The organism is Maritimibacter fusiformis, assembly GCF_008086115.1.
GTDB classification, from domain to species: Bacteria; Pseudomonadota; Alphaproteobacteria; order Rhodobacterales; family Rhodobacteraceae; genus Muriiphilus; species Muriiphilus fusiformis.
In genome coordinates this window covers 391704-407270 of the sequence record NZ_VSIY01000015.1, presented here as the reverse complement: position 1 = coordinate 407270, position 15567 = coordinate 391704, and the positions used below count along the sequence as shown (strand labels likewise).

At 67.3% G+C, this 15567-nt stretch carries 15 protein-coding genes; 5 read left to right on the top strand and 10 right to left on the bottom strand.

Going from position 1 to position 15567, the window contains the following annotated elements:
* Window positions 1–21 precede the first annotated feature (21 nt).
* The 5 genes from FVF75_RS16745 to FVF75_RS16725 form a co-directional block, all read right to left on the bottom strand.
* A complete protein-coding gene (locus FVF75_RS16745; RefSeq protein ID WP_148379925.1) occupies window positions 22–2355 on the bottom strand; it encodes a hypothetical protein in 2334 nt (777 codons plus the stop codon).
* Window positions 2352–3221 carry a flagellar motor stator protein MotA gene (gene motA, locus FVF75_RS16740; protein ID WP_148379985.1) on the bottom strand — a complete coding sequence of 290 codons (870 nt, stop codon included), beginning with the start codon at window positions 3219–3221 and terminating at the stop codon, window positions 2352–2354. Before motA ends, FVF75_RS16745 begins: the two co-directional genes overlap by 4 nt.
* Window positions 3222–3295: 74 nt before the next feature.
* On the bottom strand, window positions 3296–3895 hold the full coding sequence (locus FVF75_RS16735; RefSeq protein ID WP_148379924.1) for a MotE family protein: 600 nt from the start codon (window positions 3893–3895) through the stop codon (window positions 3296–3298).
* A 3-nt stretch (window positions 3896–3898) separates the two neighbouring features.
* The gene (locus FVF75_RS16730) at window positions 3899–4297 is read right to left on the bottom strand and encodes a hypothetical protein (RefSeq protein WP_246138130.1); all 399 of its coding nucleotides are present in this window, start codon (window positions 4295–4297) and stop codon (window positions 3899–3901) included.
* Between the two features lie 30 nt (window positions 4298–4327).
* On the bottom strand, window positions 4328–4825 hold the full coding sequence (locus tag FVF75_RS16725) for a flagellar basal body-associated FliL family protein (protein ID WP_148379923.1): 498 nt from the start codon (window positions 4823–4825) through the stop codon (window positions 4328–4330).
* Window positions 4826–4934: 109 nt separating this feature from the next.
* Here FVF75_RS16725 and fliF point away from each other — a divergent pair, with 109 nt between their 5' ends.
* The 4 genes from fliF to fliP are packed head-to-tail and all read left to right on the top strand — an operon-like array spanning window position 4935 to window position 8237.
* A complete protein-coding gene (gene fliF, locus FVF75_RS16720) occupies window positions 4935–6581 on the top strand; it encodes a flagellar basal-body MS-ring/collar protein FliF (protein ID WP_148379922.1) in 1647 nt (548 codons plus the stop codon).
* On the top strand, window positions 6578–7207 hold the full coding sequence (locus tag FVF75_RS16715; protein ID WP_246138120.1) for a FliH/SctL family protein: 630 nt from the start codon (window positions 6578–6580) through the stop codon (window positions 7205–7207). The genes fliF and FVF75_RS16715 overlap by 4 nt, the downstream gene beginning before the upstream one ends.
* Window positions 7200–7481, top strand: a complete 282-nt coding sequence (locus tag FVF75_RS16710) for a FliM/FliN family flagellar motor switch protein (RefSeq protein WP_148379921.1) — start codon at window positions 7200–7202, stop codon at window positions 7479–7481. Before FVF75_RS16715 ends, FVF75_RS16710 begins: the two co-directional genes overlap by 8 nt.
* A 9-nt stretch (window positions 7482–7490) precedes the next feature.
* On the top strand, window positions 7491–8237 hold the full coding sequence (gene fliP / locus FVF75_RS16705; RefSeq protein WP_425463238.1) for a flagellar type III secretion system pore protein FliP: 747 nt from the start codon (window positions 7491–7493) through the stop codon (window positions 8235–8237).
* Window positions 8238–8252: 15 nt separating this feature from the next.
* Here the strand turns inward: fliP and FVF75_RS16700 are convergent, their stop codons facing one another.
* From FVF75_RS16700 to FVF75_RS16680, 5 genes are read right to left on the bottom strand one after another with little or no spacing between them, the layout of a single operon-like run.
* A complete protein-coding gene (locus tag FVF75_RS16700) occupies window positions 8253–9329 on the bottom strand; it encodes a flagellar basal body P-ring protein FlgI (RefSeq protein WP_148379983.1) in 1077 nt (358 codons plus the stop codon).
* 29 nt (window positions 9330–9358) lie between these two features.
* Window positions 9359–10369: a flagellin gene (locus tag FVF75_RS16695; protein WP_148379919.1), complete on the bottom strand. Its 1011-nt coding sequence runs from the start codon at window positions 10367–10369 to the stop codon at window positions 9359–9361.
* 2 nt (window positions 10370–10371) lie between these two features.
* Window positions 10372–11832, bottom strand: coding sequence for a flagellar hook-associated protein FlgK (gene flgK, locus FVF75_RS16690; protein ID WP_148379918.1), 1461 nt, complete (start codon window positions 11830–11832; stop codon window positions 10372–10374).
* A gap of 23 nt (window positions 11833–11855) precedes the next feature.
* Window positions 11856–13163, bottom strand: coding sequence for a flagellar hook protein FlgE (locus FVF75_RS16685; RefSeq protein ID WP_148379917.1), 1308 nt, complete (start codon window positions 13161–13163; stop codon window positions 11856–11858).
* 60 nt (window positions 13164–13223) lie between these two features.
* On the bottom strand, window positions 13224–14033 hold the full coding sequence (locus tag FVF75_RS16680; RefSeq protein WP_148379916.1) for a flagellar motor protein MotB: 810 nt from the start codon (window positions 14031–14033) through the stop codon (window positions 13224–13226).
* Between the two features lie 182 nt (window positions 14034–14215).
* On the opposite strand from FVF75_RS16680, the gene hmgA reads away from it, so the two are divergent.
* Window positions 14216–15562: a homogentisate 1,2-dioxygenase gene (gene hmgA / locus FVF75_RS16675; protein WP_246138119.1), complete on the top strand. Its 1347-nt coding sequence runs from the start codon at window positions 14216–14218 to the stop codon at window positions 15560–15562.
* The last annotated feature ends 5 nt before the right edge of the window (window positions 15563–15567 follow it).

Below are 15567 nucleotides of genomic sequence, written 5' to 3'. Positions count from 1 at the left end.
CAATTGGTAAGCGGGCAGCCGTCAGTCCCGCGGCCCTGGTACCTCATCCAGGATGCGCTGCAACGTGGCGCGCACCTCGGCACTGGCGGCGACCAGCCCCCTTGACCGGGCGAGCGGCGGGCCGTTCTGAAGACCCTGGTCTGGCCCGTCCTGCAACATCAGGCGTGCCGCCGCGGCACGGGGTTCACCCTCGAGATCCGCGAGCCGATCCCACAACCCGCCAAGCCAGGCGGTTTCGGTTTCGGCGGCGGCGTCGCCTAGCTCTTCATATTCGGATGCCGCCCCGAGATGATCGGACGCCGCCGCCATCGCCTCGGCACGCAGTCGCTGCGCGGCCGCTCCGTCCAGGCCGGCAAGATAACCGACCGCGACCTTCGGCTTGCCCTCGCGCAAAGCGACACGGGCATAAAGCAACCTGTCCTCCGGCTCCGGCAACGCGCTGCCGCCGTCGAGCAGGCCGCGCGCGCGATCGGTGAAGCCGAGGTCAATCAGCCGCGCGGCAACCGCGCGCCGCGTCTCGGCCTCAAGCGGCGTGGTTTTCGCATTCAATGCGACCACTTGTCGAAGGAACGTGGCGTCTGACGCATCCGACGCCAGCTTCCGGGTCAGCCTGTCGGTCAGGTCCTCGTGCCGGCCGGCGGGAAGGTCATTGCCTCCGGACGATTGCGCAAGAAGCGCGAACGCCTCATCGAATCGCGACGCCGAGGCAAGCGCCTCCAGGCGCGCCGCCCGCAGTTGGCGCCCAGCGGCGCTGCCGCGGCGCTCGAACTCGAGGCTTTCGATCAGGTCAATGGTCGCCTCGGGCACCACTTCGCCGCGCGAGAGCGTTGTCTCCACCCGCTCCAACAGCGCCTCCGGCAAAACGCCGGAGCCATCCTCGATCAGCGCATCCAGATGGGTGTCAGCCGCCTCGGCATCGCCGGTCGCCCGTGCCAGCCGGGCCGACACAAGACCGAGGGCCGGGGTCGGGGTCGGGGCGCCTCGTTCAGAGGCGCTGCGGATCGCGGCCGCCGTCTCGGTGTCGCCGATGTCCAGGAACTTCTGCGCCAGGATCGGCCCGAGGTGCCGGCGGTGTTGCGCGGACAAGGCACCGAATGACAGCAGGACGGCGCGCCGGTTGATCGGTTGCCCCACGTCCAGGCGTTTCGCGGCCAGCACCGCCCAGAGCGCGGTTGCGCCGTCGCACTCCGCCTGCCCGGCCAAAGGGCCGTCCGCATCGGCGTGCCCGTGGTCCATGATCTGCGCCATGGCGGCAAGCAGGTCGGCGCGAACCACGTCATCGGGATGGCGCCGGATCACCGCCAAGGCCTCGGCGCCGAACCCGATAAAGACATAGTAGCGCGCCAGTTCGGTGACCCCTTCGCCATTGGCGATGTCGAATTCGCCCAGCAATCGCGCGCGATACGCACCGATTTCGGTTCCGTTCTCGACCGGGGCGCCCCACGTCTCCAGCGCAAGAAGCGCGGGGTCGATACAGGCTCCGCCATCCTCGGTTTCCGCCCGACCGCCAGCGGCGCGGTCCAGGCTGGTGGTGACGGCGACATGATCGCGGGCCGAAACCGGCGGCGGTGGGACCGGGGCCGGGGGCAATTCGGGGCGCGCGGTCGGAGGCTCGCCCAGCGGATGGGTGGCTGCTGCGATCTCGTCTTGCATGGTGCTCATGTCCGCCTCGACCAGACCCTGCGCGGCCGCCCGTGCGATCTGTTCGAGAAGGGCGGTTTCTGTTTCCGTGACCCTTGGATCAGGGGCTGCCATCGTCACCGGCGGGTCCGGCAACGAGATCTCGATCGGTCGTATCGGTCCGGCCTCGGCGGCAACAACCCCGCCCGGCGGCAGAAACCGCAATTCAGGTCCGGCGTCACGGGGGGATTCTGGTGCGATCAGCGGCAAGCCCGCCCGGTCGCCCACCGCCACCGCAACCGCAGGGGCCGTGGTTTCGGCCAGTGTTGGCAAAGCCGCGGCAGGCAAGGTTGCCTGGAACTGCGCCGCGGAGGCCGAGGCCGTTCCGTCCTTAATATCCAGCACGACTCGCCCGCCGCGCAGGTCGAACGCATCGCCGTGGCAGGCACAGTCTACCGAGAGAAACAGCCGCCCGCCGCCGCGATCCTCCATCTCGGCTATTCGCGTGCGCGGGATGCGGTCGAAGGCGCGGCGAAGATCGTAGGTGATGTCCGACCGACCGGGGCGGAATTCGAAGCCGCCGTCGACCCGGCCAAAGACCCAATCGGCCGCAACGTCGGTGTCGATGACCAGCCGGGTGAAATCCTCGTGCTCGCCACCGAGCACCAGCACCTGTTGCGCCACGCCCGGCACCGGAGTGAGCAACGCAAAAACCAGGGCGACCAGCCGGATCATGCGGCGTCCTTCTTGACCTCTTTGAGCGCGTCCTCAAGCTCGAAGAAACTCGGGCGGATGTGGCTGGGGGTATTCTGCCGCCCGACCTCGATGCAGATGTTGGTGGCGTGGCTGTAGAGGTTGGCGACCAGAACCTCGCGGATCAGCTGATAGAAATGTGCATCCTCCTCGACCACGGTTTTGACCTTGGTCGCGAACGGGCCGACCAGCCCATACGCAAGGAAGACCCCCAGAAACGTGCCGACCAGTGCACCGCCGATCATTTTCCCAAGGATTTCCGGTGGCTGGTCGATCGACCCCATCGTCTTGATCACCCCGAGCACGGCCGCGACAATGCCCAGCGCCGGCAATCCATCGGCGATGGTCTGAAGCCCGTGACTGGAATGCAGGGCGTGGTGAAGGTTGGCTTCGATTCGCTTTTCCAGCACCTCTTCCACCTGGTGCGGATCGTCGTAGTTCATCGACGCCGACCGCAGCGTGTCGCAGATCAGGTCGACCGCCTCGCGGTCCTCGAGGATGCGCGGGTAGCGGGCGAAAATCCCGCTTTCGCCCGGGTTCTCGATATGCTCTTCGAGCGCCACGGCATCCTGTCGCGCCTGCCGGATCAATTCGAACAGAAGGCAGAGCAAGTCCTTGTAATCGGACGGTTTCCAGCGCGGGCCGTTGAACACCTTGCCGATGTCCTTGAAGGTTTGCTTGATCGCCGGGATATCGTTGGAAATCACGTAGGCGCCAGCCGCCGCGCCACCGATCATGGTGAACTCGAACGGCAGGGATTTGAGGATGATGTCGAGATGGCCGCCGGCGGCAAGGTAGCCGCCGAACACCATCACGAAGATCATCGCTATGCCGACAAATCCGATCACCGCATTCTCCTGCCCGTCCCGTTTCGGGATCATCCTGCGCCAAAGGCGTTAAGAAACCGCTGCCATTTCCGGGCCTATTCGGTCGGCACTTCGGCATTGCGCCCGGCCAGAAGGACGCTGATCGCGTAGGCCGCATCCGGCGTGAGGCCGGCCATGATCGCGGCAGCCGCGTCGGCCCGCATCCGGCCCAGGAACCCGGCGGCGAATTTCGGGTCCATCGCGGCGAAGACCTCGGCCGCCTCCTTGGGTTTCATGTTCTCGTAGACCGCTGTCAGCCGCGTCAGGTCGTCCTCGGCGGCGGTCGAGGCCAGCGCCATCGTTGCCGAAAGCGAGGCCTCGGCCTGTTCCAGCGCTGCCATGTTGCGCGCGATCTGCTCCTCTGCGACCGCCAATGCCTGCATTCGCGTCGCGAGCGTGGCTTCGCGGTCGTCAAGCGCCCCTTCGCGCTCCTTGAGAAGCGCGAGCACCTCGGAAATGTCATCGTCCCCAGCGCATTCCGCCGCGCCGGCGTCAGCCCGGCCGCGGGCCGCAAGCTCGCTGGCGATCGCCGGGCCGCTGCCGGCGCCGAGCCGGATCAGGCCGGAGGCCGCCAGGCACAACGCGATGATCCAGAGCACGCCGCGGGCGCCGCGACGTCTGCGCTTGCCTTTGGGTTTCCCGGGCTTTTCTGCCATCGGCTACCCCCCCATCCGGCGTTTGCTGGAAAACAGCGGCTGGGCGGCTTCGTTCGCCGCCTCGGTCCAGGCCGCGTCCTGTTCGGCCTCGTCGCGGGCCAGCGGGGTCGGCGCCGTCTCGGGAAGGTCATGCAGCGACGCCATCATCAGCTCCAGCTTGCTGGCCGACGCCTCGGCGCGCCCGGTCAACCTGGTCAGGGTGTCGGCCGATTGCGCCGCCGCCGTGCGCGCCCGGTCGAGCGTTCGGGTCATGTCATCGACCTGCGCCGACAGCACCGCCACCGCACCGCCGACCCCGTTCTCGAGGTTGTTGAACCGCTTGAGCCGCCGCGCCAGCACGATGCAATAGAGCGCCGCGCCCAGCGCGCCCGCGCCCAGCAGGATGTCGGATATCATCGTCAGGATCTGGTCCATTCTGGTCCTCCTTGTCCGTCAGTTCAGGACGAACTCCATGATCAGCAGGTCACGCACCCGGCCTTCACCGGTCACAAGCTGGATGCGTCGCAACATCTGTGCGCGCAGGTCGATCAGCGCATTCGGGTTCTCGAGATCGGCGACCTCGACCGCGCGCAGGTAGGAATTCAACACGTCCACGACGCGCGGGATCACCTTGGTCACCTCACTCTCATGCCCTGGTTCGACCTCGAGCGCGGCGCGAAACCGCAGGTGCCGGTTGGCGGCCGAATCGCCGACCGAGACCACCAGCGGCTCGAGCGACACGAAGGCCACCGGTGGCAGATCCTCGATCGGGCCGGGGCTGTCGGCCCCATGCGAATCGTCCGCCGGCGCGCCAAGGATCAGGCCGGAATAGACGGCATAGAATCCGCCACCGCCCAGCGCCAAGGCCAGGACCAGCCCGATCAGCAACCCCGCCTTGCCCGGTTTTTTCGGTGCCTTGGCTGCGTCCGTATCCGTTTGCGCATCCGACATGTCTTGCCCGTCTGTTTTCTTCGAATCGCTTATACGCCGACAGGGGCTAACCGAATCTTAAGGGCATGCGGTCCAAGGTGACTCGCAGACGGGCAGAAGCCCGCCGGGAATGGAGCCGCCCTTGCAACAGATCCTGACGATTTGGCACGCGCTGGACATGCGCAAACGGATCATCGTCGTCGCCGCCACCGTGGCGATGTTCGCCGCCGTGCTGGGCCTCGCGCGCATGGCCGCGCAACCGACGATGGCGCTTCTCTATGCCGGGCTGGAACCGGGGGCGGCCGGCGAGATCGTCACCGCGCTCGAAGCGCGCGGCGCGGTGCACGAGGTGCGTGGCGGCGCGATCTATGTCGAAACCGCCCGGCGCGACGAATTGCGCATGACCCTTGCCGCCGAAGGGCTTCCGGCCAACTCGTCGCGCGGTTACGAGCTGCTCGACTCGCTGTCGGGATTCGGCACCACGTCGCAGATGTTCGACGCCGCATACTGGCGCGCGAAAGAAGGCGAGTTGGCGCGCACCATTGTCGCGTCGCCCAGGATCGAAGCGGCGCGGGTCCATATCGCGGCGACCAGCGCCAATGGCTTGCGCGCGCGCGCCGCGCCGACCGGGTCGGTCACCGTCACGACCGGCGGCGACGGGCTGGGTCCAGCCCAGGCGCGGGCGTTGAAATACCTCGTCGCCTCGGCGGTGCCGGGGCTGGCGCCCGAGGATGTCTCGGTGATCGACGCGGTGCATGGCCTGGTGCTGTCGGGGGACGAATCCGCCGGTGCCAGGCTAGACGGCAGCGACCGGGCCGAAGCGTTGAAACGCAGTGTCGAGCGGCTGCTCGAAGCCCGCGTCGGCTTTGGCAACGCGGTGGTCGAGGTGACCGTCGATACCGCGATGGAAAGCGAAACCATCGTCGAACGCACGCTCGATCCCGACAGCCGGGTGGCGATCTCGACCGAGGTGGAGGAAACCAGCACCTCGGCCACCGACAGCCGCGCCGGGGCCGTGACCGTCGCCTCGAACCTGCCCGCCGGCGATGGTGCCGCGGGCGACGGCGAATCGCGGTCCAACGACACCGGCACGCGCGAGCGGACCAACTACGAAGTGTCGGAACTGACGCGCGAGGTGCAGCGCGGCCCCGGCGCCATCCGCCGCATCACGGTCGCGGTCCTGGTCGACGGGTTGGAAGGCGTGGACGCCGCCGGCGCTGCCACCTGGTCACCGCGCCCCGAAGATGAGCTTGTCGCCCTGCGCGACCTGGTGGCCTCGGCGGTGGGTCTGGACGAGGCACGTGGCGACTCGATCACGATCAAGTCGATGCAGTTCGAACCGGTCGCCGAAGCCGGAACCGCGGCGCAATCCGGGTTCTTCGCGGGCCGCGCCCTCGACGCGATAGCTCTGGCCCGGATCGGCGCCCTCGCGCTGGTCGCCCTGATCCTCGGATTGTTCGTGGTGCGCCCGATCCTGGCCAGCCGCAACTCGGCCGACCCCACCATGCTGGCGCCGCCGGACCCGGCGCCCCGCGCCAACGCGCCAGACCTGCCCGCCCTGACCGGCGAGATCGACGACGGCAGCTTCCCGACCGGGTCCGACATGGCGGTCGTGTCCGACTTCAACCCGGGCAAGGGCACCGACCTTGCTGTGCCCGGCAACGGCAACGCCGCCGACCCGGTCGACAGGTTGCGGGCGCTGATCGCCGAGCGTCAAACCGAAACGGTGGAAATTCTGCGCGGTTGGATGGAAGACGAAGCCGGAGAAAACGCGTGACCTCGGCACGCCTGAACCTCGAGGATTTCTCGGCCTTCGCCGCCAGCCACGAGGCCGCGCCGCGCGCAACCGGCGCCGCGTCGCCGGCCCCGGCCAGTCAGGCCGACGCCGAGGCCGCGCGCCTGGAGGGCTACGAGGCCGGCTACCGCGCCGGCTGGGATGATGCCGCGCGCGCCGAGGCCGAAGATCAGAGCCGCATCGGCGCCGAGTTCGCGCGCAACCTGCAGGATCTGGGCTTCACCTTTCACGAGGCGCGCGCCCATGTGATGCAGGCGCTGGAACCGCTCCTGACCGGCATGGTCGAACGCGTATTGCCGCGGTTGGTCTCCGAAACCATCGGCCAGACCATCGTCGAAGAGCTTCTGCCGCTCGCAACAGCGGCGGCCGGCAACCCGATCGAAGTCGTGGTCAGCCCCGCGAACCGTCCGGTGGTCGAGGAAATGCTGGCCCGCTCCGACACGGTTCCATTCACCCTGGTCGAAGAACCGACCCTGGCCGAGGGTCAGGTCTACTTGCGCTCCGGCGCGCTCGAACGGCAGATCGACTTCACCGAAGCGGTCGACCGGATTGGTGCCGCGATCGGCAGTCTTTACCAACTCAACGAAAAGGCTTTCCAACATGGATGATGCCCGCAACACCCCGGCCGAGAGCAACCCGTTCACCCAGGTCCCGATCGAGATCGTGGTCTCGGTCGGCAAGGCGCGCCCACTGGTGCGCGACCTGCTCCGCCTGGCACAAAACTCGGTGCTGGAGCTGGATCGCAAGGTTACCGACCCGGTCGAATTGTTCATCGGCGACAAGCTGGTGGCGCGGGGCGAGTTGGAAGAGCTGGACGGCGAGGCCGCCGGTCAGCTCGCCGTTCGCCTGACCGAGGTGGCCGACCTCAAGCCCGGGCTCTGACCGATGCGAGTGCACCCTCAATTCCCGGTCCCCGTTTGGCTGATCGCGTTAACCACGATCCTGCTCGTCGCCTCCGCCCCTGCGGTCGCGCAGGACGTTTCGATCTCGTTCGATGGCGGCGAAAGCCTGGCGACGCGTTCGATCCAGCTTATCGTGCTGATCACCCTGATCAGCCTGGTGCCGGGGCTCGCGGTGATGATCACCTGCTTTCCCTTCATCGTCACGGTGCTGTCGATCTTGCGCCAGGCGATCGGGCTGCAGCAGTCGCCGCCGAACATGCTGATCGTCTCACTGGCGCTGTTTCTCACCTATTTCGTGATGGAGCCGGTGCTGACGGAGGCCTGGACCAACGGCGCCGAGCCGTTTTCCAACGGCGAGATGCCGCTGGAAGAGGCGTTCATGGCCGCGCTCGCGCCGTTTCGGGTGTTCATGGCCGGGCGGGTCGACCCGGCGACCTTCGAATCGCTCGCCGCCCTGCGCGACACCACGTTCGCGCCTGGCCCCGGTGCCGACTCTCCGATGTCGGTCCTGGTGCCGTCGTTCCTGCTCAGCGAAGTTTCGCGCGCCTTCCAGATCGGGTTTCTGATCTACCTGCCGTTCCTGATCATCGACTTGGTCGTCGGGGCGGTCTTGATGTCGATGGGCATGATGATGGTCCCGCCCGCGATCGTGTCACTGCCGTTCAAGCTGGCGTTCTTCGTCGTCGCCGATGGCTGGACGCTGATCTCGGGCGCGCTGGTGCGCAGTTACTTCTGACGTGTCACCCGCGGCTCAGCGAACCACGAATTCGGCGTGCAGCGCGCCCGCCGCCTTGATGCTTTTCAGGATGTCGATCATGTCGCGCGGCGACACGCCCAGCGCGTTCAGCCCGGCGATGACCTCCGACAATGACGTGCCCTCGCGCAGCTCGGCCAGCCCGGTTCCCGGCTCTTCCTCGATCGACACGCCGGTGCGGGGCACGACGATGGCCTCGCCGTCGGAAAACGGGTTGGGTTGCACGACCAGCGGCGCCTCTTCGATCCGAAGCGTCAGGTTGCCCTGGCTGACCGCAACCTGGCTGATACGCACATCCGCGCCCATCACGATGGTGCCGGAGCGCTGATCGACCACCACCCGCGCGCGGCGTTCGGGCTCGACCCGGATGTTCTCGACATCGCCCAGCGCATGCGCCGGGCTGATCGCCCCGGTTGCAGCGATGTCGAGCGCCACGGTGCCCGCGTCCAGCATCCGCGCCACCGCGCGGCCATAGGAGGCGTTGATCGCCACCTCGATGCGCTCGGCGGTGGTGAAATCGGGGGTGCGCAGCGCCAGCCGGATCGACGTGAGCTTGGTGAAATCGAAGTCGATCTCACGCTCGACCCGCGCCCCCGAGGGCACCATGCCAGCGGTCGGCACGCCCTCGAAAACGCTTGCGCCCGCTCCTTCGGCCGACACGCCGCCCGCGATCACGGTGCCCTGCGCCACCGCGTAGATCTCGCCGTCGGCGGCGTTCAGGGGTGTCATCACCAGGGTGCCGCCCAGCAGGCTTTTCGCGTCCCCGATGGCCGAAACCGTCACGTCGATGGTCGAGCCGGAGCGTGCGAAGGGGGGCAGGCTGGCGGTCACGAACACGGCCGCGACGTTCTTTGGGCGAAACTGCTCGCCGGTGATGTTCACACCCAGACGCTCGAGGATGTTCGACATGATATCCTCGGTGAACGGTGCGTTGCGTATGCCATCGCCGGTGCCATTGAGCCCGACCACAAGACCGTATCCGACCAGGTCGTTGCCGCGGACCCCATCGAATTCGACCAGGTCCTTGATACGGATCGCGTTGCCCGAGGCAGCACCGGCAAACAGCGTTAACATCAGCCCGAAAAGGGCGAGGCGGACGAGGGTCATCGCATGTAATCCGTGAATTTCAGGCCCGCGATGCGGGCGGTTACGGTGTAGAGCATTTCGATCCGGGAATAGACCGCCTCAAGCTCGGTCGCGGTGTCATAGGGGTCGGCGCCGATCAGGCCGGCGCGGGCAAGCTCATAGGCCGACGCCTCAGCGGCGTTGCGCGCACGCGCATCCTCGATCCGGGCCTCGATGGCGCCGATGTCGGCGCGCAAGTTGGTGATGTCGCCGTCCGCGGCCAGCATTCGCTCCGAGGCCGTGCCGATCAGTTCCGCCTGTTGGTCCTTATCCGCGTCCAGCACACCTTCGGCGATCAGTGCAGCCAGCGCCTGTGATTTCAGCACCGCGCGCAGGGCGGGGTCGTCGGCCCGCGCCGGCACTGCCACGGATTCGCCCTCGGCGATGGCCATCGGGCCCATGTCGCTGGCCGCTCCGAGATAGGCGACGGTTTCAAACCCGCCGCCCGGCGCATCGAACCAGGCGTCCACCGCCGCGGTGACGCCGGCGGCGGCGGTCTCGCCTGAAACCGCGGCGACCAGCGCCGCCATGATCGTCTCGGCGGGGGCCATCGCCGGGCGGTCGGTGGCGGCACCCGCCAGCAAGGTCCGGTCGGCGGCGCGGGTGTTGAGCGCCGCGACGCTGGCGGAAAACTTCTGGTGCGCATCCCGACTGGTGGCGTGGATCATCACGGGGTCGCGTGAACTCGCCGCGGTCAGCGCGCCGGGCGTCAGGTCGCGGCCCAACTGCTGCACCGCCTCCAGCGCGAGTTGCGTGGCTTCCATCAACCCGGCCGCTTCGGCGTTCGAGGTGCGATAGGCGGCCATCGCGGAAAGGCTGCGCTCGATCGCCGAAATCGGGCCGAAGTCGCCCGATACCTGCGCGCCGAGATCGCTTCGCACCCCGGTCGCCAGTTCGCGGCCCAGGCGCGTCAGGTCGGACTTCAACCCGGTCGATTGCCGCCGGATCTGAAAGGTGCTGGCAAGATCGCCGATGGACAGGATCGGCATCGTCAGATCCTCATCAGCGCGTCGAGCATGGCGTCGACCGTGGTGATCACCCGGGCATTGGCGGCATAGGCCTGTTCGATCAGCATGAGTTTCTGCATCTCGTGGTCGGTGTCGACGCCGGTGCTCATCTCGGCCTCGACCAGGCTGTCCTGCTGGGCCACGGAGAAGCTCTGCGCGCCCTCGGCGTGCAGGCGGGCCGCGCCGACGAGTGACAGGAAATCCGCCGCCAGCCCGCTGGACGAGCGCGCGACACCGAGAAACCCGCCCGAGGCAGGCACCCGTTCGGCGCCCAGCGCGGCGGTGAGATCACGCAGCAGCGACGAATTGCTGACAGCGCCGGGCACCGCGGCGCCAAGGCCGTCGCGCAGGCGCCAGAGCGCGCCGCCGCGGTCGGGGTCGGCCAGCGCGTTGACCTCGATCCGCGAGGCCAGCGCGATCTCGTCGATGCTGGCAAAGGCCGCACCCGCGTCGGTGAACAGGCCGGCGGCACCGGGCGCGCGGGTGGCGTCGACGGCTGGCGCCTGGAGCCGTTCGACCAGGTCGCGCGCCACCGCGTCGAGGCGGGTCTGCGCCTCGGGCGCCAGGGTGTCGCGCACCTCGAAAGCCGCGCCGAGCGTGCCACCGCCCAGCGGGCTGCGCCCCGCGCCGGTGGGCACGTCGAGGCCATTGACGGTCAGGCCCGACAGCGCGCCGCCGGCCTGGGTCATTTCCGGCACGATGACGCCGACCGGGGAAAACCCGATATCGGCCGCGCGACCGTCAAGCAGGATGGCCCCACCGGTCGAGAACAGCGCGATCGTGCCGTGCCCGCGTTCGACCTGCTTCATCGGGACGATGGCCGAGATCGCGTCGACCTCCTGCTGGCGCAGGTCCAGAAGCGGCGAAGCATCCTGGCCGCGCGACCGCGCCTCCTTGATCTGGTAGTTGAGGTGCTGCACCCGTCCGAGCCCGTCGTTCAACTGCCGCAGCTGGGTGTCGATCGAAGCATCGGCCTGCATCCGGATCGACTGGACGGCATCTGACGCCTGGTTCAGCTTGCCGGTAACATCGCCGGCGGCCTGCAACACGGCGGCCAGGCGCGCCTGGCTGTCCGGGCGCGAGGCCGCCTCGATCAGGGTCGCCTCGAACCGGGCCAGGCGGCCCGACAGCGATCCGGCCGCGTCGGGCGTTCCGAGGATCGCCTCGATGTCCTTGTGAAACCCGGCCAGCGCGCTGTCGTGACCGACGGCGGCATCGGCCAGGCGGCGGTCCTGCACGATGCTCATGTCGACTTCGCGCCGGACCCCGGTCACGTTGACCCCGGCAGAGGTGCCGTCGCCGATATGGCGCGCGGCCAGTGAAATCTCGCGCCGGCCATAGCCCGGGGTCATCGAATTGGCGACATTGGACGAGACCAGTTCGGCCGCGCGTGACGCCGCCGTCAGCCCCGACAGGGCATTGGCCAGCGAACCGGTGATGGTCATGTGCTACCTCCGGGCGTCCTGCCCTAGCGCTTGATGTTGGTGGTCTCCTGCAGCATTTCGTCGACGGTCTGGATCACCTTGGCATTCGAGGAATAGGCGCGCTGGGTCTGGATCAGGTTGGTCAACTCGCCCGCGACATCGGTGGTCGAGCCTTCGCGGGTGAAGCCGATCACCTCGCCGGTCGGGCCGTCACCCGCATCCCACAGGAAGAACGAGCCCGATTGCGGCGAGACCTGGTAGGTCTGGTTGGAGTGCGAGATCAGCCCGTTGGGGTTGGCCACATCGACCAGCGGCACCTGGTAGATGGTGCGGGTGAAGCCGGTGTCATAGCTGGCGGTGACATAGCCGTTCACGTCGATCTCGACCGAGGTGAGGTTGCCCACCGGCGAGCCGTCCTTGGTGATCGATGTCGGCGCGAAACTGTCGGAGAGTTGCGTCAGCCCGGCGGGATCGCCGATCCGGCCGATGGTCACCTCCATCGGACCGCCATCGACGGTCAGGTCAAGTGTGCCGTCGGTCGCGTTATAGGCCCCGCCCGACAGCACGGTGACCGATTGCAGCGTGCCGCCATTGGCCCGGCTGTCGTCGAACACCAGTTCATATTCCCCGATCACCGCGTCGTTCGACGCCGAGTCGCGCAGTTGCATGGTCCAGGTGTTGGACGCGCCGGTTGCCGGGATGGTGGGCGTGAAGGTGACGTTCAGCGCCTCGGAGGTGCCGAGGTTGCCGAAATATTCGATCGACAGCGGCAGCACATCGCCGGATGCCCCCACCTCGGTCTCGGTGGCCGGCAGGTTCACGCCCAGGTTCATGCGCGTGGTCGGATCGCCGGATTGCTGGTTCACCTGCACCCGCACCGGCTCCAACGCCGTGACGGTGTCGCGCGGGTAAGTGCCGACATTGCCATCGGCATCGGCGGGCCAGCCCAGAAGCACCATGCCCGTCCCGGTCTTCATCACGCCGTTCTCATCGGCGCGAAACGAGCCGGTTGTGGTCGTCATCATCGGCATGTCTTCGCCGGAATATTCGAGAAACGCCTCTTTCGTCACCGGCAGCATTCCACGGCCGGAAATCGCGATATCCATAGGGTTGGAGGTCGAAATCAGTGGGCCGCGTTCGTCGATCAGGCGTTGCGTCGTCGCGCGCACGCCGCCGGCGGAATACCGGCCCGCGCCGGGGGTGCCGCCGATCACCATCGATTCGAAATCGGTGGTCGAGCGTTTGTAGCCGTAGGTGGCCGAGTTCGCGATGTTGTCCGAGATCGTCGCGAGCCGCGTGGCATTGGCGTTCAGGCCGGCGACCCCGGCACTCAGCGAGGAAGAAATCGTCATGGTGCGCCTTTCTGCTGCATCATTTACCCACAGCTCTAGCACCGACGGATTAACACCCGGCTAACGCGGTGCACGCAGCAGGATCAGCACGATCCGGTTGTTGCGCGCGGCCATCGGATTGCGCGCCGCCGGGCTGCGGTCGGAATGACCGGTGACGCGCTTGATCCGGGCCGGCGCGATGTCTTCGGCCTCGAGCAGTTCTCGCACCCTGTCGGCCCGTTCGGCGGACAGATCCCAGCCGGAATAGTCAGCGACGACAACGGGCCGCGCCGCCACATGCCCCTCGACCGCGATCCCGTTGGTGACCAGCGCGAACACCCGCCCCAGCATCGCCACGAGGTCGATGAGCAGCGCGGTCGGCTCGGCGCCCTCAGTGAACACCGGCTCGCCTTCGAGGTCGAAAATCTCGATCATCAACCCTTCGTCGGTAATCTCGGTGACGATGTGGCGGCGGGCCGGATCGCTGATCATGCTTTCACCGGAATTGCCGGTCAGCATGTCTTCGAGCCGCTCCAGCGTGCGCGCCTCGACCGCCGCGTCTACGCCCGCGCCGCTGTCATCCGGGGGGCTGTCGAAACCGCCCTGCCCGTTCTGCGCCAGGGTCTCTTCCGAGAAAACGCTGTCGCCGCCGAACGCCCCGTCGCCGCCGCCCGAGGCGCGTGTGACCGGGATCGTCGGGCTGAAGTAGTCGGCGATTCCCTTGCGTTGTTTCTCGGTCGTTGCGTTGAGCAGCCACATCAACATGAAGAAAGCCATCATGGCGGTCACGAAGTCGGCATATGCGACCTTCCAGGCGCCACCGTGGTGGCCGCCGCCCGAAACCTTTTTGACCCTCTTGATGATGACGGGCGCATTGGTATGCGCAGCCATCCCACCACCTCTTGTTTCACCCGGGATCATGTGTAGCGCAGAGCGGTAAAGCCCGGCTTAACTTTTCAATTTGTTCATAGTTTTTGCCGCTCCGGCCGGCCCGGCTTGACTTCGAATCAAACGCGCCGATACGCTGCCGCTGCGTCAGGATGACACAGCATCCGCCACCCGGGAGATCCGCCATGACCCGCGACATTACCCGCGCGCGCGACAGCATGGGAACCGAACCGGGCTACATGCCCGGTTTCGGCAACGACTTCGAGACCGAGGCCCTGCCCGGCGCCCTGCCGCAGGGGCAGAACAGCCCGCAGAAATGCGCCTACGGGCTGTATGCCGAGCAGCTTTCGGGCACCGCCTTTACCGCGCCGCGCGGCCAGAACGAACGCACCTGGTGCTATCGCATCCGCCCGTCCGTCAAGCATGTCGGGCGGTTCGAACGGATCGACATGCCCTATTGGAAGAGCGCGCCGCATGTGCGCGACGACGTGATCTCGCTGGGCCAGTACCGCTGGGACCCGGTGCCGCATTCCGATGCGCCGCTGACCTTCGTGACCGGGATGCGGACGATGACCACGGCGGGGGACGTGAACACGCAGGTCGGCATGGCGGCGCATGTCTACCTCGCCACCGCCTCGATGCAGGCCGAGTATTTCTATTCCGCCGACAGCGAGCTGCTGGTGGTGCCGCAGGAGGGCGCGCTTCGGTTTCACACCGAGCTTGGCACCATCGACCTGGCGCCAAGGGAGATCGCCATCCTGCCGCGCGGCCTGGTCTATCGGGTCGAGGTCACATCCGGCCCGGCGCGTGGTTTCGTCTGCGAGAATTACGGGCAGACCTTCGATCTGCCGGGGCGCGGGCCGATCGGCGCCAACTGCATGGCCAATCCGCGCGATTTCAAGACCCCGGTCGCCGCCTTCGAGGACCGCGAGACGCCGTCGAGCGTCATCGTGAAATGGTGCGGACAGTTCCACCGGACCGAGATCGGGCACAGCCCGCTGGACGTTGTGGCCTGGCATGGCAATTACGCGCCTGTGAAATACGACCTGACCACCTATTCCCCGGTCGGCGCGATCCTGTTCGATCACCCCGATCCGTCGATCTTCACCGTGCTCACCGCGCCCTCGGGGCAGGAAGGCACCGCCAATATCGACTTCGTGCTGTTTCGCGAACGCTGGATGGTGGCCGAGCACAGTTTTCGCCCGCCGTGGTATCACAAGAACATCATGTCCGAGCTGATGGGCAATATCTACGGCCAGTATGACGCCAAGCCGCAGGGCTTCGCGCCCGGCGGGATCAGCCTGCACAACATGATGCTGCCGCACGGGCCGGACCGCGATGCCTTCGAAGGTGCGTCGAATGCGATGCTGAAACCGGAGAAGCTCGACAACACCATGAGCTTCATGTTCGAGACCCGCTTTCCACAGCACCTGACCGAGTTCGCCGCGCGCGAGGCGCCGTTGCAGGACGACTATGCCGAGTGCTGGAACGGGCTGGAAAAGAAATTCGACGGCACGCCGGGGGTGAAGTGACCGTG

What these genes read in the sequence shown, in the direction of transcription:
- FVF75_RS16710 (WP_148379921.1), top strand. Translation starts at nt 7,200, where the DNA reads ATGGATGATGCCCGCAACACCCCGGCCGAGAGCAACCCGTTCACCCAG.
- FVF75_RS16745 (WP_148379925.1), bottom strand. Translation starts at nt 2,355, where the DNA reads ATGATCCGGCTGGTCGCCCTGGTTTTTGCGTTGCTCACTCCGGTGCCG.
- FVF75_RS16700 (WP_148379983.1), bottom strand. Translation starts at nt 9,329, where the DNA reads ATGTTAACGCTGTTTGCCGGTGCTGCCTCGGGCAACGCGATCCGTATC.
- flgK (WP_148379918.1), bottom strand. Translation starts at nt 11,832, where the DNA reads ATGACCATCACCGGTTCGCTGGCCAATGCCCTGTCGGGGCTGACGGCG.
- FVF75_RS16685 (WP_148379917.1), bottom strand. Translation starts at nt 13,163, where the DNA reads ATGACGATTTCTTCCTCGCTGAGTGCCGGGGTCGCCGGCCTGAACGCC.
- fliF (WP_148379922.1), top strand. Translation starts at nt 4,935, where the DNA reads ATGGAGCCGCCCTTGCAACAGATCCTGACGATTTGGCACGCGCTGGAC.
- FVF75_RS16695 (WP_148379919.1), bottom strand. Translation starts at nt 10,369, where the DNA reads ATGCCGATCCTGTCCATCGGCGATCTTGCCAGCACCTTTCAGATCCGG.
- FVF75_RS16735 (WP_148379924.1), bottom strand. Translation starts at nt 3,895, where the DNA reads ATGGCAGAAAAGCCCGGGAAACCCAAAGGCAAGCGCAGACGTCGCGGC.
- FVF75_RS16725 (WP_148379923.1), bottom strand. Translation starts at nt 4,825, where the DNA reads ATGTCGGATGCGCAAACGGATACGGACGCAGCCAAGGCACCGAAAAAA.
- FVF75_RS16680 (WP_148379916.1), bottom strand. Translation starts at nt 14,033, where the DNA reads ATGGCTGCGCATACCAATGCGCCCGTCATCATCAAGAGGGTCAAAAAG.
- hmgA (WP_246138119.1), top strand. Translation starts at nt 14,216, where the DNA reads ATGACCCGCGACATTACCCGCGCGCGCGACAGCATGGGAACCGAACCG.